This window comes from Pacificoceanicola onchidii (assembly GCF_004804335.1).
Taxonomy (GTDB): domain Bacteria; phylum Pseudomonadota; class Alphaproteobacteria; order Rhodobacterales; family Rhodobacteraceae; genus Pacificoceanicola; species Pacificoceanicola onchidii.
Genome location: NZ_SRXY01000001.1, coordinates 1,047,137 through 1,069,544 on the forward strand (window position 1 = coordinate 1,047,137; position 22,408 = coordinate 1,069,544).

General features: G+C 56.7%; 20 protein-coding genes. 9 read left to right on the forward strand and 11 right to left on the reverse strand.

Annotated features, from left to right (window positions below; genetic code table 11):
- Positions 1-57: 57 nt before the first annotated feature.
- The 5 genes from E4662_RS05145 to E4662_RS05165 all read right to left on the reverse strand — a co-directional run bounded on the left by E4662_RS05145 (position 58) and on the right by E4662_RS05165 (position 5,396).
- Positions 58-837: a glucose 1-dehydrogenase gene (locus E4662_RS05145; protein WP_136440166.1), complete on the reverse strand. Its 780-nt coding sequence runs from the start codon at positions 835-837 to the stop codon at positions 58-60.
- Between the two features lie 102 nt (positions 838-939).
- Positions 940-2,334: an RNA polymerase factor sigma-54 gene (gene rpoN / locus E4662_RS05150; RefSeq protein WP_136440167.1), complete on the reverse strand. Its 1,395-nt coding sequence runs from the start codon at positions 2,332-2,334 to the stop codon at positions 940-942.
- A gap of 184 nt (positions 2,335-2,518) precedes the next feature.
- A complete protein-coding gene (locus E4662_RS05155; RefSeq protein WP_136440168.1) occupies positions 2,519-3,571 on the reverse strand; it encodes an ABC transporter ATP-binding protein in 1,053 nt (350 codons plus the stop codon).
- Between the two features lie 23 nt (positions 3,572-3,594).
- The gene (locus tag E4662_RS05160; protein WP_206080246.1) at positions 3,595-4,515 is read right to left on the reverse strand and encodes a carbohydrate ABC transporter permease; all 921 of its coding nucleotides are present in this window, start codon (positions 4,513-4,515) and stop codon (positions 3,595-3,597) included.
- Positions 4,512-5,396, reverse strand: coding sequence for a carbohydrate ABC transporter permease (locus tag E4662_RS05165; protein WP_136440169.1), 885 nt, complete (start codon positions 5,394-5,396; stop codon positions 4,512-4,514). Before E4662_RS05165 ends, E4662_RS05160 begins: the two co-directional genes overlap by 4 nt.
- A gap of 540 nt (positions 5,397-5,936) precedes the next feature.
- Here E4662_RS05165 and E4662_RS05170 point away from each other — a divergent pair.
- Complete coding sequence (locus E4662_RS05170) at positions 5,937-7,682, forward strand: sigma-54-dependent Fis family transcriptional regulator (protein WP_136440170.1); 1,746 nt, start codon at positions 5,937-5,939, stop codon at positions 7,680-7,682.
- 81 nt (positions 7,683-7,763) lie between these two features.
- On the opposite strand, the gene E4662_RS05175 is transcribed toward E4662_RS05170, so the two are convergent.
- Both E4662_RS05175 and E4662_RS05180 read right to left on the reverse strand, forming a co-directional pair.
- Positions 7,764-8,168: a putative quinol monooxygenase gene (locus tag E4662_RS05175; RefSeq protein WP_136440171.1), complete on the reverse strand. Its 405-nt coding sequence runs from the start codon at positions 8,166-8,168 to the stop codon at positions 7,764-7,766.
- 158 nt (positions 8,169-8,326) lie between these two features.
- Positions 8,327-9,634, reverse strand: a complete 1,308-nt coding sequence (locus tag E4662_RS05180) for an ABC transporter substrate-binding protein (RefSeq protein ID WP_240705129.1) — start codon at positions 9,632-9,634, stop codon at positions 8,327-8,329.
- 65 nt (positions 9,635-9,699) lie between these two features.
- Between E4662_RS05180 and E4662_RS05185 the strand changes: the two genes are divergently transcribed.
- Together E4662_RS05185 and E4662_RS05190 are read left to right on the forward strand one after the other, a co-directional pair.
- Entirely contained in the window at positions 9,700-10,074 is a 375-nt protein-coding gene (locus tag E4662_RS05185; RefSeq protein ID WP_168797893.1) for a hypothetical protein, read from the forward strand.
- Positions 10,071-10,811, forward strand: a complete 741-nt coding sequence (locus E4662_RS05190) for a GntR family transcriptional regulator (RefSeq protein WP_136440174.1) — start codon at positions 10,071-10,073, stop codon at positions 10,809-10,811. Before E4662_RS05185 ends, E4662_RS05190 begins: the two co-directional genes overlap by 4 nt.
- 51 nt (positions 10,812-10,862) lie before the next feature.
- Here E4662_RS05190 and kce read toward each other — a convergent pair whose 3' ends face one another.
- The 4 genes from kce to E4662_RS05210 form a co-directional block, all read right to left on the reverse strand.
- Positions 10,863-11,792 (reverse strand): 3,5-dioxohexanoate:acetyl-CoA acetone transferase, encoded by a 930-nt coding sequence (kce, locus tag E4662_RS05195; RefSeq protein ID WP_136440175.1) that lies wholly within the window; start codon positions 11,790-11,792, stop codon positions 10,863-10,865.
- Positions 11,793-11,859: 67 nt separating this feature from the next.
- On the reverse strand, positions 11,860-13,491 hold the full coding sequence (locus E4662_RS05200; RefSeq protein ID WP_136440176.1) for a choline dehydrogenase: 1,632 nt from the start codon (positions 13,489-13,491) through the stop codon (positions 11,860-11,862).
- A 66-nt stretch (positions 13,492-13,557) separates the two neighbouring features.
- On the reverse strand, positions 13,558-15,057 hold the full coding sequence (locus tag E4662_RS05205; protein ID WP_136440177.1) for an aldehyde dehydrogenase family protein: 1,500 nt from the start codon (positions 15,055-15,057) through the stop codon (positions 13,558-13,560).
- A gap of 101 nt (positions 15,058-15,158) precedes the next feature.
- Positions 15,159-15,377 (reverse strand): hypothetical protein, encoded by a 219-nt coding sequence (locus tag E4662_RS05210; protein ID WP_136440178.1) that lies wholly within the window; start codon positions 15,375-15,377, stop codon positions 15,159-15,161.
- A 283-nt stretch (positions 15,378-15,660) separates the two neighbouring features.
- Between E4662_RS05210 and E4662_RS05215 the strand changes: the two genes are divergently transcribed.
- The 6 genes from E4662_RS05215 to E4662_RS24500 all read left to right on the forward strand — a co-directional run.
- On the forward strand, positions 15,661-16,776 hold the full coding sequence (locus tag E4662_RS05215; protein ID WP_136440179.1) for a sugar ABC transporter substrate-binding protein: 1,116 nt from the start codon (positions 15,661-15,663) through the stop codon (positions 16,774-16,776).
- Positions 16,777-16,844: 68 nt separating this feature from the next.
- Entirely contained in the window at positions 16,845-18,356 is a 1,512-nt protein-coding gene (locus E4662_RS05220) for a sugar ABC transporter ATP-binding protein (RefSeq protein WP_136440180.1), read from the forward strand.
- Positions 18,357-18,433: 77 nt separating this feature from the next.
- The gene (locus tag E4662_RS05225) at positions 18,434-19,381 is read left to right on the forward strand and encodes an ABC transporter permease (protein ID WP_240705119.1); all 948 of its coding nucleotides are present in this window, start codon (positions 18,434-18,436) and stop codon (positions 19,379-19,381) included.
- 11 nt (positions 19,382-19,392) lie between these two features.
- Positions 19,393-20,217, forward strand: a complete 825-nt coding sequence (locus tag E4662_RS05230; protein ID WP_136440182.1) for an SDR family oxidoreductase — start codon at positions 19,393-19,395, stop codon at positions 20,215-20,217.
- Positions 20,218-20,224: 7 nt separating this feature from the next.
- Entirely contained in the window at positions 20,225-22,180 is a 1,956-nt protein-coding gene (locus E4662_RS05235) for an acetoacetate--CoA ligase (protein ID WP_136440183.1), read from the forward strand.
- 102 nt (positions 22,181-22,282) lie between these two features.
- Positions 22,283-22,408 (forward strand): biotin carboxylase N-terminal domain-containing protein (locus E4662_RS24500; RefSeq protein ID WP_136440184.1); only part of this gene is annotated, 126 nt, incomplete at its 3' end.

Genomic DNA, 22,408 nt, shown 5'->3' on the forward strand with positions numbered 1-22,408 from the left:
TTGCCCACCCAGGATCTGTCAAGGATGCTCAACCACAATCCCCGGCGGTAGAGCGGCTCAACCCGGCACCCGGCCACCGTCAACGTTCAGGGTTTGAGCGATCATGTACTCCGAGTCTTCGGAGGCCAGAAACACAGCCGCGCCTGTCATGTCTTCGACCACGCCAAAACGCCCGTAAGGCACTATTTTGTCGAGCTCTGCCTTGACCTGACCGGGTTCTTTCCCGGCGTCTTCGCCGAACTGGCGGTCCACCTTGACCCACATGTCCGTGTCGATCACGCCCGGCGCAATCCCGTTCACGTTGATACCGTGCTCCGCTAGCTCAAAAGCCGCCGTTTGCGTCATGTGAATGAGTGCTGCCTTGCCCGCGCCGTAGTGGAAACACAGTCGCGCACCGCGCCGTCCGGCCTCGGAGGAGACGTTGATGATCCGGCCGCCATGACCTTGTTTGACCATTTGCTGTGCCGCTTTTTGCAGCATGAAGGCGGCGCCTTTGACGTTGATGTCCCAGACGTAGTCCCAGTGTTCCTCGGTCAGATCAAGCAAAAGCCGCGCATCAAACACGCCGGCGTTGTTGAACAGGATGTCCACTTTTCCAGCCTTTTCGACAACCGCGTCAATCAAGGCCTGATGCTGGCTAAGATCACTGACATCGCAAGCAATCCCGAACGCCTTGCCGCCCGCAGAAGTGATTTCCGCCGCAGCCGCATCGCAATCCGTCTGCTTGCGCGACACAACAGCGACCGTCGCCCCTTCCTCTGCATAGCGCTTGGCTACGGCAAGGCCGATGCCTTTGCTTCCGCCCGTGACGATGGCAACTTTTCCTGCAAGTTTCATGAGCTTATCCTCCCGATTTGAGTTCTCATGAACATAGGAGCAAGAACTGTGCCAAGTTCGGCGCAGCCGGCACGCTTCACAAGAAAACGACCGATGCAGCTATCACGCCAACAGGGCGTTCGCCTTCAATCGCCTGCGCCGTTTTGAAGACGATGGTATTTTCAATTCTTCCCGATACTTGGCGACGGTGCGTCTGGCGATATGGATGCCATCCGCATGCAGGTTGCTCGCCAAATCATCGTCCGACAACACCTTGTCGCGGGTTTCGCCCTCGATCAGCTGAACGAGCTTATGTCGGACAGCTTCCGCCGAAAGCACGGTCTCCCCGTCCGTGCCGGAGAGTTTTGCAGAGAAGAAATATCCGAGATCGAATACGCCCAGATCGCATTGAAGGTACTTGTTGGCGACCGCTCGACTAACCGTAGATTCATGGATCTTGAGCGTCTCCGCAACATCGGTTCGGCTCAGGGGAACCAGCTTCGACGCCCCGTGGGAGAAGAACTGGCCCTGCTTCCTCACGATTTCCGTTGCAACTTTCAGGATGGTTTGCGCGCGTTGGTCAAGGCTCCGCACCAACCAATTAGCACTTGTCATGCAATCAACAACGAATTTCCGCTCCTCTTCCCCGTCCAGTCCGCGGGCAACTTCGGAATAGTAGTCCCGATTCACTAACACGCGGGGAAGGGCCTGCGGGTTCAACGCGACCTTCCAGCCACCTTCGCCGCTCTTGGTCAGATAGACATCGGGCACCGCCTGAGGCACTGGCTCGCAATCGAACCGGCGGGCTGGTTTCGGATCAAGCGTGCGCAGAACGTTGACCATACCCACAAGTGTTTCGCGATCGACATCGCAAAGGCGCATCAGTTTTTTTGTCTCGCCCTTGGCCAGCAAGTCCAGATTGGCGAGTAACGCCTTCATGGTCAGGGGAAACCGGCCTTTGTCCTCCAGCTGACGTTGGAAGCATTCACCCAAGGACCGGGCCGCTATGCCTGCCGGGTCAAAGCTCTGAACGGCGCTCAAGACCGTCGCAACGCGTTCTTCGGCGATACCAAGCTCGGCGGCCAAACTCTCGAGCGGCCTGCGCAGGTATCCGTCTTCGTCCAAAGAGATGACAATCTGAAACGCGATTGAACGATCCAAGCGGTCTTCGAAATGCAATCGGATCTGGGACGCGATGTGCTCCACAAGGGAAACGCTTGTGTCGGGAAGTTGGCCAAGCAGATCTTGGGTGCTGACAGACGCAGAGCCGCCGCTGGATTGTGCCCCCATGGAACGCGCGCCTGCCGGATCGGGGCCCGGCACTTTTGCCGAAGGCTGCGCGGGCCCCGCTGGGACGTCTGAAGGCTTTTCCAGAAACGGGTTCTCTTCCAAACGGTCCTTTACGAACTCGTCCAGCTCAGGACCGCTTTTGCTCAGCAGCTTGATCGACTGAACCAGCTCCGGGGTTAGCGCAAGAGCCTGCTTCTGGGAAAGCTTAACGCCGACGGAACTGCCCATGCTCACGCCCTCAGCGGGCCGCAAGACGGCGCGATCCGCCCACGGCAATCATGATGTTCAGAATTTCTTGCGACACAGACGATGGCAGCCTCCCTGACAACAGCTTTGTAAAACCCGAAAACAGCAGGAGCAGCATCACCCTAGCGCCCCTGCTGACTTCGGGCGACTCTTTAGCGAGTTGGCATCACCGGATCCGCTTCGTGTCTGCCCCAAAGACCAGAAGGTCGTTGGGATCGAAATGGATCTGGATCTCGACGCCGCTGTGCGATCTGACGTCTCCGCTTGCGGAGACCTCAATTTCAGTGCCGTTCAGATCAAAGAAGTACTGCAGCGACGATCCCAGATCAAAATGCCGACTTTCCTTGCATTTGAGTGTGTGATGATGCTCCAGCTTGTCGAGGAAGATGTGTTCGGGCCGCAGGCCGATGCTGATATCGCCGTGCGCTTTCACCGGAATCGTCACAACCTGACCGTCTTCCAACACCGCCTGATGACCATCTGCGCGTGCGGAGATGAAGTTCATCGGAGGCGAGCCGATGAACCCGGCAACGAACATGTTGTTGGGATCACGATACAGCTCAAGCGGCGTGCCCACCTGTTCGATGCCCCCCTTGTTCACCACGGCAATCCGGTCGCCCATGGTCATGGCCTCGACCTGATCATGGGTCACGTAAACCGCCGTTGTTCTCAGTTTGCGTTGCAGGTTGCGGATTTCAGTCCGCATTTCCACACGCAACCGCGCATCAAGGTTTGACAGCGGCTCATCAAACAGAAAGGCCGTGGGTTCGCGCACCATCGCGCGGCCCATGGCAACTCGCTGACGCTGACCGCCCGACAATGCTTTGGGCCTGCGGGACAGATAGTCCGTTAATCCAAGCATATCGGCGGCCAATTTGATGCGGCGGTCGATTTCGCTCTTTTCGAACTTGTGGATCTTGAGGCTGAACGCCAGATTTTCTCTCACTGTTAAATGCGGATAGAGCGCGTAGTTCTGGAAGACCATCGCGATATTCCGCTCTTGCGGAGAGAGATCGTTCACCGGTTGATCATTGGCCGCAATCACACCCCCCGAGATATCTTCCAGCCCGGCGATGGACCGCAGAAGCGTGGATTTCCCACATCCCGAAGGCCCGACCAGAACCATGAACTCACCTTCCTTGATGGAAAGCGAAACTTCGCGGAGTGCATGATATGATCCGTAGTATTTTTGTACGTTGATAATGTCGATTTTCGCCATTTTCTCGTTCTCCGGGTATTGGCTTACTTGACGCCGCCTTGGGTCAAGCCACCGATCAGCCACTTCTGGCAAAACAGTGCGATGAAGTAGACCGGGATGATCCCAGCCGATGATGCGGCCGCCATCTGGCCGAAGTTGACACGGCGCTCGCCCTGGAAGAGCGAAATACCCACCGGAAGTGTCCGGCTGTCAGAGTCGAACGTCATGGCCTGCGCAAACAGCAACTCGTTGAACGACAGGATGAAACAGATCAGCCCTGTCGCGATCATGGCCGGATAGAGCAGCGGCAATGTCACCCGAAAGAAGGTTTTGAAGTAGCTGGCACCATCGAGCCATGCGGCCTCATCAAGAGCCTTGGGTACTTGCAAGACAAAGCTGCGCATGAGCCAGAAGGCGACCGGCACATTCATGAGCCCGTAGATCAGCACCATGCCGGCAATCGAATTCAGCAGTCCGAGTTTTTGCATCAGCACGAACATCGGGATCAGGGCAATGATCGGCGGGGCCACATAGGATGCGAGGATCATATCGGGCAGGAACGACTTCCCGACTTCCAGCTTCAGCATAGCGTATGTTGCCATCACGGCCACGCCCAAGGTGACAAAGACACTGAACGCCGCCGCGAGGATCGAGTTGCGCATGAACGACCAAAGCGGCACTTGCGCAAACGCCCTTGGCCAGTTTTCCGCCTCAACCGCGTTCGGGAAAAACGAGCCGTCCACCACGTCGACCGGCGATTTGAACGAGGTCGAGAACAGATAAGCGATGGGCAGCATGAAGAAGATGACGATCACTGCCAGCGCGATCCAAACAAAAATCATCTTGCGCAAACGGCCTTCCTCGGCCTTTGGCTTCCATGTTCTGGAAAGGGTCAAGAGCTCAGGCTTGAACTGGAACGTCTCCCCATTCTGGGGCGAGTTGGGTTGTTGGATCGTCGTCCTCATAGCCGCGCCTCCGCTTTGTTGTTCAGAAACACGATCGGCAGCGTGACCAGCGAAATAACGATGGCGAACAGAAGGGTTTGCGCCCCAGCCAGACCAAGGTCGAACTCCTGCAGCGCCGTGCGCCAGATCGTGTAGGTAGAGACATCGGTCTGCCCACCCGGGCCGCCTTGCGTCAGGACAAACACAAGATCAAAGGTCTTGAACGCCATGATCATTCGGATCAGCAGGATCGACAGCAGAGCAGGTGCCAGCATTGGAAGCGTCAGCTTGAAGAAAGTTGTGCGCGCGTGCGCACCATCGAGCGCCGCCGCCTCGAAAACATCTTCGGGCAGGGACTGCAGCGCAGCGTAGGACAGGATCACGATGAACGGCGTCCATTGCCATGTATCGGCAAGCATGATGGACGGAAAGGCAAACCGCTGATCCCCCAGGATCGAAATCGGCTGCTCGATCAACCCTGCCTGCGACAAGAGGCTGTTGATCCACCCGGTGGGGCTCAGGAGCAGCTTCCACGCAATCCCGACCATGACCGGCGGTGTCATCAGAGGCAGCAAAATCAAGGCGCGCAGAACGCGCCCGTTTTTGACGGACGTGTAGAGCAGATATGCGATCAGCAGCCCGAGAATGAGCTGAACAATTGATACGGTGATTGCGAAAATGACTGTGGTCGCGATGCTGGATGTGAAGTTGGTACCTGTGAACATCCAATCGAAGTTGTCCCAGCCCACCCATTTCTGGAACGTGTTGGCCAAAGTGGACTTGCTGAAAGAAAGCCCGATCAGGTAGACAAAGGGATAAATGAAGAACGCGCCCAAACCGGCCAATACCGGAAGCAGCATCATCCAGCCTGCTGTTGATCTCTTGCGAATGAGTGGTCTCATCTTGTGCGCCTTCCCAGGTTTTCAAGCTCCAAGCTCCGGCCGCGCAACAGATGCGGCAAACTCGGCCGCTCACGGTTGTGCGCCATGGTCCCAAAGATCTGCATATCTTCCTCCCTCGGGCATTTTTCTCTCGCCCTGAGGCGATTCAGGGCTGCCAACACACTGGAAGCAGGAATCGTGCCAAACTGAAGAAGCGTGCGATTTTTCTTCTAATGCCAATGAAGGTCCGGAGATTTTTATTTTTAAACAATTGCTTATCAGACGGACAGGGCAGCCCCCCTTATCTCTCCAGCCTTTTGCCTTGAGGGCGCCTATTCGCAAGTTCAGCAGGTGAGTAGCCGAAGAAATGACTAACGAGGGTCTGGAAACAGGGAGGCCCCGTAGTAGCCAGAAGCTAACTCCCCATCGTTTCTTCTTCTAATCTGACGCAAACAAATCGTTGCTTTTTCCAGCAAACCCATTAGCCTCGAGCTTTATTCGTGATCACAGATCACGGAAAGGGACGTTGGAGGATGTCCCCAGAAGCAGGGGGAGAGAGACATGGGTTTGGACATGGTACGGGGCGCAGGCGGTTCGGAATCGCCAACGCCGAATTATATCAGAGCCTCTTGGATCCGTTGCGAGGAGGAGTACGGACTCTCTGCTGATCGCATTTCAAAACCGGATGTTCTGACACAACGAGAGTTGCGAGAGACGTCAGACCGTTTGGATGATCTGATTTTTGAAGCCAAATCAGAGCTTCAGAACATGTTCCTGCGGCTGAAGAACCACGATTATTTGGTGACCTTGACGAACAGTGAGGGCATCACGCTTGAGAATTTCATTCCGCCCGGCCTTGAAGACGACGCCCGCGCGTTCTCTTTGTATAACGGCTCAATCTGGGGGGAAGCCGCGCAGGGAACCAATGGTGTCGGCACAGCCATCAGCACAGGCGCGGCGGTCAGCGTTGTTGCCAAGGAGCATTTCTCCACGAACCTGACCGGCCTGGCCTGCACAGCGGCGCCGATTCTGGATTCGCAGCGGCGAATCGCGGCTGTTCTCAACGTCACAACCCCACGGGAAACCACGCGCCCGGAACAGGAAATCACCCTTCAGTTGGTCAAACAGGCGGCAAAGCGGATCGAAAACGTTTGGTTCACCAAGCGATTCAAAAAGTACTCCGTACTTCAGATCGCAAGCGTCAGTTCCTTCAGCGACATCGCCAACAGCGAGCTTCTGGCGCTGGACGATTCCGGACGGCTGATCGCTACCACGCTTCCGGATGAATCCCCACTAAGCCCTAAAAATCATACGAAAATTGCTTGCAAGAATTACCTGGAAAAAGTGCTGCGCATGACACCGGAGAACCTTTTCGATGCGATCACAAACAGCAAACCGCTCGTGTTCGGCGACAAGGACGCAAAAAACCTCTACGTCCGATCGCACAATATTGGCGGCTTGACCCCCCAGACTCAAAACAACGTGAAAGCATCGCGGCGGCGCCCCGTAACCGCCAAAAAAGCAGACCTTGCGGAGCCCACCCTCTCAGACCTGATCGCAAAGAACTCGAAACTGCAAAGATCCGTGAACATTGCGGAACGCGCGTTTGAAGGTGGCTTGTCCATTCTGCTGACTGGCGAGACCGGGACAGGCAAGGGCGCATTTGCCAAGGCCCTGCATTCGGAAAGCTCGCGCGCGAACAAACCATTTGTCCCGATCAACTGCGCGGCCATTCCCGAAGAACTGTTCGAAAGCATCCTGTTCGGATACCTGCCTGGGGCGTTCACGGGGGCTGCAAAAGAAGGCTCGCAAGGCAGCGTCCTAGACGCGAACGGCGGCACGCTTTTCCTCGACGAGGTTGGCGATATGCCATTGAATTCACAGGTGCGCCTGTTGCGGGTTCTGTCCGAGAAAGAAGTCACACCGCTGGGTTCAAGCGTACCCATCAGCGTGGATATCAATGTGGTTTCCGCGACACTTCACGACTTGAAAGAGAAAATGAGCGAAAAGAAGTTCAGAGGCGATCTCTACTACCGCATTGCCTCCGTGGGCATCGAAATTCCCGCTCTCAGGAATCGCGAAGACAAGGACGATGTCATAGAGCGTCTGTGCACGGACATGTTCAAAGCCCATGGGAAAAGCGGCCAAATGTCCACTGTCGCGAGGAAGGCGCTGAAATCTTATGATTGGAGAGGCAACATTCGGGAGCTTGTGAGCGTTCTGAAGTATGCCGCTGTGCTGGACACGGACGATATAGTTGATCTGGATGATCTGCCGGATCAGTTCCATCAGTTTGGATTGGCCTGAAAGCGAGAACCGTGCCGCGTCCTTGCCGCTTTACCGCGAAAAAGCGCCGCCAATGTCGGACACTGGCGGCGCTTGATGAGATCAGTAGTTGACCAGAACCTGAATCCCGATCGGCTCGGTCAGGATGTCTTCGAGGATCGGCAGCAAACGCTGCACGTGGGGCGTTGCCACGTGATCATCGAAAGCCTGCTGGTCCTTGTACGCTTCGAAGTTTACGAAAAGCGTGGGCGTTTTGGGATCCTGGTAAGAGCGATAGTCAAGAATACCCGGCTCCATCCTACTGGCGGCTTCGTTGATTTTCATCTCCTCGGCAAAGCGTTCAACCTCGCCTTCCTTGACCTTGAAGGTCGCGACAACCGCATAGCCGGCAGTGTCAAGAACAGCGGTCGCTGCCTCCGAAAATGCAGCGCCAGCAGTGTCAGCCCAGCTTGCAACCGGAAACGTCACGGCAACTGCACATGCGGCAGCTTTCAAAAATTTGAGCATGTTTTGCCCTCTCGTGTGTTGGTTTGTTTTTATCGTTCCTCAAAACGCCCCGACCCCATTGGTTTGGGGAACACCACCTGTTGACAGGAGCAGACAACGGCAGTTCGCTTTGCGATGAACGGCAAACGCCGCCCGATCAAAACCGAGCGGCGCACAGTTTAGCCGAGGATGCGATCCCAAGCGCGCTGAACACCTTTCATCGTGTCTTCAGGCGACTTGTTACCAGCCAACATCGAGGCCAGATCGCGGCTCAGAATCTCCAGAAGTTGCGGCGCGTCCGGCACGGTGGGCCAGGACATGGCATTTTCCAGAGCAACCGAGACGATCGGCTGCGATTGCGCGTTTGCCGTGACATAGGCCTCACTGTTGACCGCGGACCGTCGGAACGGGTCGATCCCGGTGCCGTTTGTAGCGATCATTGTCTCAGCCATTTCGACGCCGGACGCCCATTTCAGGAATTCCCAAGCGAGTTCCTCCTTTTCGGTTTTGGAGGACAGGCACAGGCTCCAGCCTGCGTTCAGCGCCGCGCGGCTCTTGGATGCATCGCCATCAAGCGTCGGCAGAGGCAGCACCCCCCACTGATCCTTGATCTTGGAATCCGCGTCCTGTTGCGCATTGATGCCGAGATCCATCCAGCCTTCAGTCATCGCAGCCTTGCCACTCAGGAACAGGGCCAGCCCTTCGGTGTACCCTACTTCAGGCGGTGTCGGCGAAGCATTCGGCGCGAGCTCTGCAATGCTCTGCGCAGCGGCAAGCATTTCCGGCGTGTCCAAGGTCGGGTTGCCATCCGCGTCGAGGAACTCCGCCCCGAAGTTCGCAACCCGGTTTGCAAACGTCGAAACATTCAGAAGCGGCACCGGAAGTCCGATCAAGGAATGACCGTGAACGCCATCGCCTTTCAGTTGTTCCGTCACCCGCGCAGAAATGGCGTTCAACTCAGTCCAAGTGGTTGGCGGCTTTTCGCCCAGCCGTTCGAAGATTTCCTTGTTGTAGTACAGGGCATGGCTGTCGCCGTCGAATGGCAGCCCAAAACGGCGACCGTTGTAGAGCGAATAGGGATTGTAGACGTTTTGAATATAGTCATCCGGCTGGATTTCGGCCTTGTCCCGCTCGATGAGGTCGGTGATGTCCTGGCCCAGACCGTTCGCCGCCACGGCGCCAATCGTGCAATACCAGCACTGGAAAACATCATAGCGGTTCGCACCGGATTGCTGATCGAGAGCAACCTGCTGGTAGACTTGGCCCAGCGGGATGACATCGATGTTCACTTTGACACCGGTCTTTTCCTCGAAGGTCGCGGCAGCGATCTTTGCCCCGCCCACATGCGGCTGCGCAATCATGACCGTCAGCTCGTCGCTCGTTTGTGCAAGTGCGGGCGCGGCCAGCCCTCCGAGCAGAGTACCGCCCAGCGCGGCCGACCCAGATTTCAGCAAAGTGCGCCGACTGATCGTCGGCTTTGATTTCATATGTTCCACGTTTCTCGTCCTCCCAAAGTGAAATTCGGTTCAGATCAAGCCCGGCACGCCGGAGCTTGACCAAAAGGCAAGCAATTCCCGTGCCAAAACCCTTCGAAGCACTGGGTTTCTCATTGGATTTGCCCGTCGCTGGCACGATTTTGGAAGAAGGAAGCACCGGCTCAATGATCGCGACCGCTTCAGGGAGGGGAAAAAACCAATTTCACCTCCCGAAAATTGAAAACCGCTTTATGATCAACACGGTACTGATCCGCATTCGAGGAATGCTCTACGATCAATCCTGTTCTTTCTCAGCTGCGTCAAATACACTACAAACAGTCATGTTGAGACCAACGCAGCCGGACCACGGTCCATCTTGGTATGAGGCCAGAGCGGAAATCGGCAAAGCCACGCAGGGTGCGTTCACACCTGCCAAGAGGGCGAGACGATGAATAATGAACCGGGACCGGTGGAAGCGGTAGACACACGCAGTTTGGCGGAGCGAGTCTACGATCAACTGCGACAGTCGCTGTTGCAGGGCAAGCTTCGGGCCGGTCAATCCATGACGATCCGAAGTATGGCCAAGGCGCTCGGCACCAGCGAAATGCCCGTCCGGGAATCCATGAAGCGCCTTCTGGCAGAGCGGATGATCGTGCAGCGCGCAAACCGCACTTATCAGGTTCCGGCGCTTGAACGCAGCGAGTTTGTCGAGCTGACCTCAATTCGGGTTTCACTCGAAGGAAGCGCGGCACGACAGGCCGTCGAAAACGCAGACGATGCTCTGATCGGCAAGATGACGCGCCACAACCTGGAAATGAAATCCAACCTCGCAGAAGGCAACAGCGCCGGTGTTTTGGCAGCCAACCAGGAGTTCCATTTCGCACTGTATCGCGCGTCCGGCTCAGAGATTCTGCTACAGCTGATTGAACTGCTCTGGATGAGGTCCGGTCCTTACCTTGCAGAGGCTCTGGCCGAAATTCGGGATGCTGAAGACTTTTTTTCACGCGCAACGGAAACGCATGACAGGCTGATCAATGCACTGATTGCCCGGGATGAAGACGGTGTATTCAACGCACTGAAGGACGATTTGGAATCCTCTGCGCACCGTTACGAGAAACACATCGCATCGAAACTCGAAGACTCCGAGCAGGAAAAGATCGTGCCTATGCCGAAGGCTTCCAAGAAATAGAGAGCGCCGCGAGCATAGGCCCGCGGCGAGTAAATTGGCCCGTCGTCCAGATCAGAACGCGACGTTTGCGCCGCCTTTGAGTCCCAGAATGGAGCGGGCTTCATCCGGCGTTGCAATCTCGATGCTCAGACCTTCCAGAATGCCGCGGACTTTGCTGACCTGATCAGCATTGCTTTCCGCAAGGGTTCCGGGAGAAATCCAAAGCGAGTCTTCAAGGCCAACCCGAACGTTTCCACCTTGTGCTGCGGCCATAGAGGCAATGTTCATCTGGTTGCGCCCAGCCCCGAGAACGGACCAGACATAATCATCCCCAAAAAGTCGATCTGCTGTCCGTTTCATATGCATGACGTCTTCGGGGTGGGCCCCGATCCCGCCCAGCAAGCCGAACACGGTCTGCACAAGGAACGGCCCTTTGACCAACCCGCGGTCCGCGAAGTGCGCAAGGCTGTACAGGTGGCTGGTGTCATAACACTCGAACTCGAACCGCGTCCCGTTGTCATTGCCGGTTCGCAAGATGTGTTCGATGTCCTTGAAAGTGTTCTTGAACACGAGATCCCTGCTGTTTTCCAGATGCTCCCGCTCCCAATCGAATTTGAATTCTTTGAACCGGTCAAGCATCGGATACAGACCAAAATTCATTGAGCCCATGTTCAAAGACGCAACCTCTGGCTTGAGCTCGGCGGCGGGGCGCATGCGCTCTTCGACGGGCATGTGCGGGCTGCCACCGGTTGTCAGATTGATTACGGCACCGGTGGCCTGTTTGATCTGGGGCAGGAACGCACGAAAAGCGTCCGGATCCTGCGTCGGACGCCCGGTTTCAGGGTCACGCGCATGAAGGTGCAGGATCGTGGCACCGGCCTCGGCCGCCGCCAATGAATGGTTGATGATCTCTTCTGGTGTCACCGGAAGATGCGGAGACATTGAAGGTGTGTGGATGGCACCGGTAACAGCGCAGGAAATGATGGCTTTGCGTTTGGACATTGGGGTCGTGGCCTCGTTCTTGGGAGGGGGCCGTAGCCTGCCCCCTCCGATGTATTGTCGGTTCGTGTCAGGCTGTATGCAACATCGGTTGCACGGCAGCGCCCTGCTCGCCCATGATGATGAAGTCCGACGCGCGTTCGGCGATCATGATCGTTGGGGCGTTCGTGTTGCTCGTCGGGATGGTCGGCATGACAGACGCATCGACGACGCGCAGCCCCTCTACGCCACGCACCCGCAGACGATCATCCACAACAGCCATATCGTCCGAGCCCATCTTGCAGGTGCCAACCGGGTGATAAATCGACTCGGTGTTCTTTTTGATGAAGTCATCAATCTCCTGATCGGTACGCACGTTCTTGCCCGGCGCGTATTCTTCGCCCCGATACGGATCGAACGCTTTTTGCGCGATGATATCACGGGTCACCTTGATGCCGTCCCGCATTACCCGAAGATCGTCGAGATCATCAAAGTAGTTCGGCTGGATCGTCGGATGCTTGGACGGGTCAGTGGAGTTGATGCGGATATTGCCCCGGCTTTTCGGCCGCGTGATGTTGAAGTACGGCATGAATCCGTGCTCCGGGATGATCTTCCGCCCGTGATCTTCATACATGAGCATGATGAAGTGGTACTGCAGTTCCGATGCAATGGCCTCTTCGCGCGGTTTAACAAATGCCACCGCTTCGATGCCGTGGTGTGCGGCAGGACCACCCCCCGTCAGCCAATACTGACCCAAAGCCATAGCAGAGCGGATCGGGTTCACCATCGGCAACAGCGAAACGGGCTGTGATGTGCGTTGTTTCACGCCAAGTGCCAGGTGATCCTGGAGGTTTTCACCGACACCGGGTAGATCAGCCTGAACCTTGATCCCAAGCGATCCGAGATGCTCAGCATCCCCGATACCCGAAAGCTGAAGCAACTGCGGCGAGTTGATGGCCCCGCCGGACAAGATCACCTCCTGCGAAGCGCGGATGACTTTCTTCTTGCCCTTCTGAACATATTCAACCCCGACGGCGCGGCCATTCTCGACGATCACACGGGTCGCATAGGCGCCGGTAATAATGTTGAGATTGCTGCGGTCTTTGACCGGGTGAATGTACGCCTGGGAGGCGCTGGACCGCTTAACTTTCCGGCCGTTCACGTTCAGCGTGCCCGGGCAAGGACCAAACCCTTCCTGTTCCGCGCCGTTCACGTCACCGTTTGCCGGGTAGCCCGCTTGCAGTCCTGCTTCGATGAAAGCCTTGGCGAGCGGATGATTGACCGCGCCGAGACTGGTTTGCAATGGCCCTGTTCCGCCATGGAACTTGTCCGCGCCGTTTTTCCACGTCTCCATTTTGCGGAAGTAGGGAAGGCATTCGTCATACGACCAATTACGGTTCCCAAGCTGCCCCCACTGGTCATAATCGCTCGGATGGCCACGCATGTAGATCATGCCGTTGACGCAGCTACAGCCGCCAAGCACCTTGGCGCGTGGCCAGAACATCTTGCGATCAAAGAGGTTCTTTTGCGGTGCGGTGTGGTAGCCCCAGTCAAGCTGCCCCGTGTTCATCAGTTGCAGGTAGCCCGCGGGCATGTGGATGAACATGCTTTTGTCCCATCCTCCCGCTTCGAGCAGTGTCACCTGTGCGTTCGAGTCTGCGGAAAGCCGGTTTGCCAAAACACAACCAGCCGAGCCTCCGCCAACGATAATGTAGTCCGTCATGCCGGCCTCCTATGGTCTGTTGTGACCGCCGCCCAATCACGCGGGCGGCAGTCACGGTTTTCTTGATCAGAGTTTTGCGAGAACGGTTTTGACCTGGGTGTAGAGCTCGACAGCTTCGAAACCCATTTCGCGGCCATAACCAGACTGCTTGTAGCCGCCGAAAGGCAGGGCCACGTCGTTGGGCAGGTGCGTGTTGATCCAAACGGTCCCTGCCTTGATCCGACGCGCCAGTTTGTGCGCGTGCCCGATGTCACGGGTGAACACGCTGGCGCCAAGGCCGAAGTCCGTGTCGTTCGCCTTTTGCACCAGTTCGTCATGACCATCGTCGTCACCAAACGGAATGACGCACACGACCGGACCAAAGATCTCTTCCCGGATCACCGACATGTCGTTGGTGGTGTTGGCGAGAACTGTCGGCTCGACGAAATAGCCCTCGTTGCCCCAACGCTTGCCGCCAAAGACGATCTCGGCGCCATCATTGCGTCCCGCATCGATGTATCCGCAAACCTTTTGAAACTGTTCGTCCGACGTGATCGGTCCAAGGGTGGTTGACGGATCGAGACCGGGGCCAATGATGGCTTTGTTGGCCTCCGCTTCAAGGCCAGCCACGACCTTGTCGTACACGCTCTTGTGCGCAAAGATCCGGGACGAAGCCGTGCAGGACTGACCCGCATTGAAGAAGATGCCCGTGGCGAGCCCGGGTATCGTGACATCCATTTCGGCATCCGGAAAGACAATCGCCGGCGACTTGCCACCCAGTTCAAGGCTGACCTTTTTGACGGTGTCCGCACCGGTTTTCATGATGCGTTTGCCGGTATCGGTGGAGCCGGTGAAGGCCACCTTGTCCACGTCGGGATGCTCAACCAGAGCCGCGCCGGTACGCCCGTCACCCGTGACGATGTTGACCACACCTTCGGGAATGCCGGCCTCTGCGATGATCTCGGCAAGACGCAACGCACTCAACGGGGTTTGCTCGGCGGGCTTGAGCACCATGGTGCAACCTGCGGCCAGGGCCGGGGCAATTTTCCAGATCGCCATGAGCAACGGATAGTTCCACGGAACGATCTGCGCGCAAACACCAACCGGCTCGCGCATCGTATAGGCGTGCCAATCACCCTCCAGCGAAACCGGAACGCTGTTGCCAAGGATCTTTGTCGACCAGCCCCCCATGTAGCGGAGAAGCTCGACACCGAAGTTAAGATCAACGCCGCGCGCGGCCGTTATCGGCTTGCCGTTGTCGAGGCTTTCAAGCTGCGCCAGCTCATCGGCGTGCTTCTCGATCAAGTCGCCCAGACGCCAGACAAGCTTGCCGCGATCCACGGGCGTCATCCGCGCCCAAGGGCCACTTTCGAACGCTGCGCGCGCGGCACGGACGGCGTCATCAACGTCCTCGGGATTTGCATGCGGAACGTCCGCGATCTTTTCGCCATTTGCCGGGTTTAAGACGGCAAACGTCTCCCCGCTCTTTGCTGCAACCATCTTGTTGTTGATAAACAGGTGGTGCGTCTTGCTGACGAAGTTGGACACTTCCTGGCTCAAAAAGCCGCTTTGGATCATTTGATTCATAACTCTTCCTCCGATGTTGATCCGATACTCGGCGTCGCCCTTGCGAAACGGCGATCGAATCGCCTCGCCAAAAACCTTCTTTCCTCTCCTCCACCCGCAAGTCAGCGCCTGCGTCGAGTCGCCTGCGGGTTACGATGGGCAGAATCAGTATTGTGATCTGTGATCACAGTCAAACCATATTTCGCCACCGCATTTGCCAAATGAAAAGCAAAACTCATGCCAAAATCAGTGATGAGCCGAAAGATAAAGGCAATATCTCTTTTTTTCCTTAGAAATTCCTGCAAATTTCGTACTTTCCTCCCAGAGAGTACAGAACGCATTCACTCGATATTCATGATCTGTGATCATAACTATTGACGAGTGATTTCCGTTCTGACAGGTTCGCCGGCAGGATTATGGTCTCGGGAGGAGTTTGGAGCGGACCTGCAAGGAACGCCCCAAGTGACCGTCCGGCGGCTCAGAATGTGCGCGCCAAGCTGCCAATCAGCAGCCAAAGCAACGCTCATACCAGTGACCGCCTCTTTCTCGGTGTCCGTTGTCCTTCAGCGTGCAAGCCCTCGCTTGCGGCTGACTCTTTGACACTTTTTGGGAGGATCATCGAAGATGACTGTCAACAAGAGCGCGTCCCGGGACGCGAAACTCAACCGTCGCGGTTTCCTGAAAGCGGGCGCAGCCAGCGCCGCAGCCATGACCATGGGCGCAGGCTCCATGGCGCTGGCACAGAACAAGCCGCTTCTCGGCTTCTCCAACAAAAGTCTCGACTTCTATTTCTTCCGCATCATGGAAGAATCGGCCAAGCGCACAACGGAAGCCTTAGGTTGGGAGTTCCAGGCGACCAACGCGAGCTTTGACAGCACGCTTCAGTTGCAGCAGTGGCAGTCGCTGATGTCGAAGAACCCGATCGCCATGATTGGTGCGACGGTCGACAGCCAAGCGATGGTTTCGGCCGTGCGAAAGGCCAACGCCAAAAACATCCCCGTCGGCATGATCGACAGCCTCGCCAACGGCGGTAACGTTGCTGCCTCCGTTTCATTCGACAATAACCTTGGCGGCGTGATGGCCGCGCGCGAAATCATCGAGCGCCTGCGTAAAAAATACGGCGGTCAGGCCAAGGGTGTGGTTCTGAACTGCTACGGCTCACTCAAGAGTGAAGCCTGGGCCGCGCGCAAGGAAGGTTTCGAAGCCGAACTGGCGAAACACCCGGAAATCACGCTGCTCAGCCGTCCGACCGAAGGTCTGCTGAATAACATGCTGAGCGTCACAGCCAACACGCTGTCTGAATTCCCGGACCTCGACGCGGTTCACGCCCCTTCGGACACGCCCGGCCAAGGTGTTGTGACGGCTCTGCGCCAGAAGGGCAAATGGAAGAAAATAGACGAAGAAGGCCACGTGATCTTTGTCACCATCGACGGAGAGCCGGGCGGCATTCAGCATCTGCTTACCGGTCATCAGGATGCTGACGTGTCCCAGGACGCTATCGGCTATGGTGCTATCGCAATCGAGCTGATCGCCAACCACATTATCAACGGTGGCAAGGACGCTGTTCCGCTCGGCACCTACGACAACCCCAGCTACTTCTGGGAGCGCGGTGAAATCGTCGACAGCGTCACAGGCCCGCGTCTCATCATTCCACCGTTCTCGATCCTGCCCGAAAACGCCGCCGACCCGCGGCACTGGGGCAACATCGCCGTGAACGATTGGGGCTTTGCCTACGGCTGATCCTCCCGGGGCTGTCCGGGACCTGTGTTCCGGGCGGCCCAAATTCTCTTGCGCGACAGAGGCGAGACATGACCAACCATCTTCTTGAAATTGACACCGTCGTAAAACGTTACGACTCCCTGACCGCGCTGAAGGGGGTTTCGCTCACCGTCAGCCCTGGCACGGTCCACGGCTTGCTCGGCGAGAACGGCGCAGGAAAATCCACGCTGGTCAAAACCATAGCCGGCCTCGTTTCGCCAACCTCGGGCAAGATTTACTGGCAAGGGCAGGAGGTCAACGACGCGGACGTCGAGGCAATGGAAGACCTCGGGGTTTTCCTTGTGACGCAAGAACCCATGGTCGTGGATTCGATGACGGTGGCGGATAACCTTATGCTTGGGCGCTGGCCTTCAAAAGGGGCCTTCGTCAATGACCGCAAGATGTACAAAATGGCGTCGGCGTTCCTCAACGACCTTGATGACGCCAATCTCGACCCACACCAGCTTGCTGGAGAGCTGTCTGCGGTGGATCGAAGAAAACTCAATATTTCCCGCGCCTTGCACTCCGGTGGAAAACTGATCATCCTGGATGAGCCAACCACGGATTTGTCTGTCTCCGACAAGGCCCTGCTGTTTGATTTCATTCGCAAACTCAAAACAACGGGCGTCTCCTTCATCTTCATTTCGCACTACAATGAGGAAATCCTCGAAATCTGCGATGAGGTGTCCGTTCTCAGGGACGGCAACATGGTCGGCGCCAATCAGAGTGTACAGCACGTCAGTTCCGACGGCCTGAGTGAATTGGTTGTCGGGCGGGATGTGGTCCTGTTTCAGCGCCAGCCCCAACCGGAAAAACCCGTCGCGTGGTCGCTGAGAGAGATTCGCGCGCAGGGATTGGAAATCGACGAACTGGACATATACGAAGGTGAAGTCATCGGCTTTGCCGGACTGCCCGGATCCGGTGCCCGTGAACTTGGAAGAGCCCTTTATGGCCTGATACCGGGCGCAACGGGGCACCTGAACTACCGTGGCAACGCCATGAAGCTGCCTGCGCACCCGGCCCTCGCGATCGACAATCACATCGCCTTTCTCGCCGAAGATCGCCTGCGGGACGGGTTCATCGGGATTCAGTCCATCGCCGAAAACATCACACTCTCCAGCATTCATCGCGTGGCATTTGGCGGGTGGGTCAATCGTGCCAAGGAGCGCAAGATCGTCGAGCAGTTTTCGAAAGTGTTCGAAATCAAGGCGCAGTCGCAAAATGATCCGGTCCTGTCCCTGTCCGGCGGCAATCAGCAGAAAGTCTGCATATCCCGCCTTATGGCCACAAAACCGCAATTGGTCGTCCTGAATGAGCCAACACGCGGCATTGATGTGGGCGTCAAGGAAGAGGTGCATAGAATTGTCGACACCATGAGCAACTCCGGCGTCTCTTCCATCGTGATCACATCAGATCTGGACGAAATGCTCAGGGTGACGGACCGCGTCGCCATGTTCGTGAATGGCCGTATCGTTGACGTGCAACCATCCTCCCAACTCACCAAAGACATCGTGTTCTCTAAGGCCTTCGCGTCGACAGAGGCCACTCGTTTCTCCGCATAACACCAAGAAGGGAGGTCACCATGACAATGGATATCTCTGCCAAGCCAGCAAACTCAACATCAAGGGGAGCGCGCCTCATGCCGACGAAGGACTTCCTGCTCAACAACATCGTCTGGTTCATGCTGATCGCGCTTGTTGTTCTGTTCAGCCTGATGAACCAGTATTTCTTCACGGCTGCAAACTTCCAGAACATCCTCACCCAGGCGACAGTGCTCGGGCTGTTGGCCTTGGCGGCGGCCCTGCCCTTGCTTGTTGGAGAGATCGACCTTTCCATTGCCGGGAATCTTGGTCTGTCATCCGCCATCGGCGCGCTTGCGTCCATTGAACTGGGACTGCCGACCTTTGCAGGTGTCGGGGTGGGCGTTGCTTTTGCCACGCTCGTCGGGTTCATCAACGGGCTTTGTGTCACCAAGTTGCGGATGGTTTCGCTTATCGAAACGCTGGGCATGATGATCATTTTGCAAGGCGCGCTGCTGGCGATCACCAAAGGCTCCACAATCATCTCGTTTTCCGATGCTTACATCTGGGTTGGGCAGGCGACGATCCTTGGCGGGTGGCCGGTGATGCCATTCTTCCTGCTGGCCGCGTTCATCCTGATGGGCATCGTGTTGAAGCGCACGGTGTTTGGCCGAAAGCTTTATGCAACGGGCGGCAACACGGATGCAGCCTTTGTTGCAGGAATTCGGATTGATCGCATCAAGATCGCGGCCTTCACGTTGTCCGGCATGATCGCCGGGATCGCAGGCTACTTTCTCGCATCGTGGCAAATCGCCATCGTTTCAGACCAGGGCTCCGGCTTCCTGCTTTATTCGATCGCTGCACCGATCCTTGGTGGCATCAGCGTGTTCGGTGGCCGGGGTCAGGTTTGGGGTATTCTCGGGGGCGTTTTTCTTCTGACGATCATTCAAACCGGTCTGTCCATTGTGAATGTCCCGTCCTTCTACGTCGAGATGATCGGCGGTGTTTTGATCTTCATCGCGGTGGCCGTTGATGCCCTTCGCGTTGGTGCCAACGGTAGACGCTAAGGAGACAACCGATGACAACAGGTTTGGAAAACAAGCGCGTGCTCGTAACCGCAGGCGCCTCGGGAATTGGCAAGGAAGTTGCAATCTCATTCGCGCGGGCCGGTGCCAAGGTACTTGTCTGTGACATTGCCGAAGACCAGCTGGAGGCTTGCTCTGGCTGGGATGCGCCCGTGACGGCCGTCAAATGTGACGTGAGCAAGTCTTCCGAAGTCGACAGGATGTTTGAATTCCTGTCGAAGCTGCACGGCGGTATCGACGTGTTGGTCAACAACGCAGGTATCGCGGGGCCGACAAAGCCGATTGACGAAATCACGGATGACGAATGGGATATGACCATGCGCGTCAATGTGAACGGCCAGTTCTACTGCGCGCGGCGCGCCGCAGCACAGATGAAGCCGCAGAACAGCGGAGCAATCATCAACCTAAGCTCGGTCGCCGGGCGCATCGGCATGCCGCTGCGCGCCCCATATTCAACGTCCAAATACGCCGTCAGAGGGTTAACCGACGTTCTCGCGGTCGAGCTTGGCGAGTTCGGGATCCGGGTCAATTCGATCCTCCCCGGTGTGATCGACGGCCCGCGCGGCAAAGATGTGGTCGAAGCACAGGCCGCCAAAAACCACGTGGACCCCCAGGATTACCTCTCGGCTATGCTGCACAACATCTCATTGCATTCTCTGATCGATATGGAAGAAATCGCCGCTTTGGCCATGTATCTCGCATCTGGTGCGGCGAGAAATATCACCGCGCAACACATCAGCGTTTGCGGCAACTTCGAAACCTACCGCTCGCCGCTTTCGATCAAGAAACGCGATGTTCAAATCGGCAAACGGGCTTAGGTGAACAATGCCTGATATCGAAGCCGGCGATCTCATGTGGTCGCCCAATCCAGAAGACTACCGCGACATGCTTTTGACGCGGTTCACCCAAGATGTCGCGGATTCGACCGGGCATGCATTCAGGTCCTACGACGATCTGCATGCATGGTCCGTGCAGAACCCAGGCCCGTTCTGGTCCAAGGTTTGGGAATTTGCCGGAGTGGTTGGTGAAAAGCCCGGACCTTCGCTTGTCGATGGGCAGAACGTCAAAACCGCACGCTTTTTCCCCAGTGCGCGCCTGAACTATGCCGAAAACTGTCTGCGACAGACCGGCGCGAAACCTGCCATTCTGTTTCGGCCTGAAACGGGGGATGACATCGCGATCAGTTGGGATCAGCTGCGTGCTGACGTCGCCATCGCCCAGAAGGTTCTGCGTGATCAAGGTGTTACCAAGGGCGACCGGGTCGCCGCTGTTATGCCGAATATCCCCAAGACGGTCGTCTACATGCTGGCCACCGCATCACTGGGGGCGGTTTGGTCGTCCTGTTCTCCGGATTTTGGTGCAGGCGCGATCCTGGACCGCTTTCTCCAGATCCAGCCCAAGGTTCTGCTCTGGGCAAACGCATACAGCTACAAGGCAAAGTGGCATAGCATGGACGCCAAGATGCTGGACGTCAGCGCGGGCCTGCCATCGCTTAATGCCAGCATCCGGGTACCTTTTCCCGGCAGCCAGCTCTCGCCAACGCCAGAGGGCTGTACGGACGAGACGGCAGTATCAGGTGAAGCGGATCCATCGAAGCTCGAATTCACACGAGTCCCATTCGACGCCCCTTTGTTGATCATGTTCTCTTCCGGAACCTCGGGGCCTCCGAAATGCATCGTCCATTCGGTGGGCGGCACTTTGCTTCAGCATCTCAAGGAACATCAGCTACACTCTGACATTCGCCCCGGTGACCGACTGTTCTACTTCTCGACCTGCAGCTGGATGATGTGGAACTGGCTGGTGTCCGGCCTCGCCTCTAGGGCAACAATTGTCCTCTACGATGGCTCGCCTTTCTACCCTGACACAAAAGCTCTGTGGCGCATGGCCGAACAGTTTCAGGTCACGCATTTCGGCACATCCCCCAAATATCTGGAAACGCTCAGAAAATATGACGAAAAAATCTCTCCTGATGTAGAGCTCGCGAAACTGCGCGCGGTTTTTTCCACCGGATCGCCTCTCAGCCCAGCGAATTTCGAGTACGTTTATCGCGCCGTCAAAAGCGATGTTCTCCTTGCGTCCATTTCCGGCGGAACAGACATCGTGTCCTGTTTTCTCTTGGGGTGCCCGACCTTGCCTGTACGCGCCGGAGAATTGCAATGCGCAGGGCTGGGCATGAATGTCCGAGTGTTCGACGAAACCGGACACGAGCCGGAGCGCGGCCTAGGCGATCTGACTTGTGTCACACCCTTCCCATCTCGGCCAATCGGGTTTTGGGGAGACGTAAGCGGAGCACGCTACCACGACGCCTATTACTCCAGTTTCGAGAACATTTGGTGCCAGCACGACCGCATCGAACGCAGGCCCAGCGGGGGTTATATTGTCCACGGTAGAAGCGACGCAACACTGAACCCGGGCGGCGTACGCATCGGGACAGCCGAGATCTACAGGGCTTTGGAAAACCTGGATGACGTGGCGGATTGCGTTGTTGTCGGGCATGACATTGGCGATGACGTGGAGGTGGTGTTGTTCGTGGTACCGAAGCCCGGAACTTCGCTCTCTGATCAGGTGGTTCGTTCGATAAAACAAGCGATTGGACAGCATTGCACCCCACGCCATGTTCCCGCGCGCATACTTGGGGTTCCAGACATTCCGCGCACGCGAAACGGCAAAACTTCGGAAATCGCTGTACGCGCGATTGTAAACAAAACCACAGTCGCCAACTTTGATCAGCTCGAAAACCCGGAATGCCTGAAGCATTTTGGCTTGGTTGCTCTTGTCTGAAAGAGGCAGTGGCTTCTGATCGTAAACAACACAAAATTGGATGCGCTTTGGGCTCCGCGTCTGCCCAAAGCCCCTACCTTTCCGCAGGACTTCAGGACACTTATGACCAGCTTCAACAAGATTCTCATAGCCAACCGAGGAGAGATTGCGATCCGTATTATGCGGGCGGCGAATGAGATGGGGAAGAAGACCGTCGCTGTCTTCGCGGAGGAAGACAAGCTCGGGTTG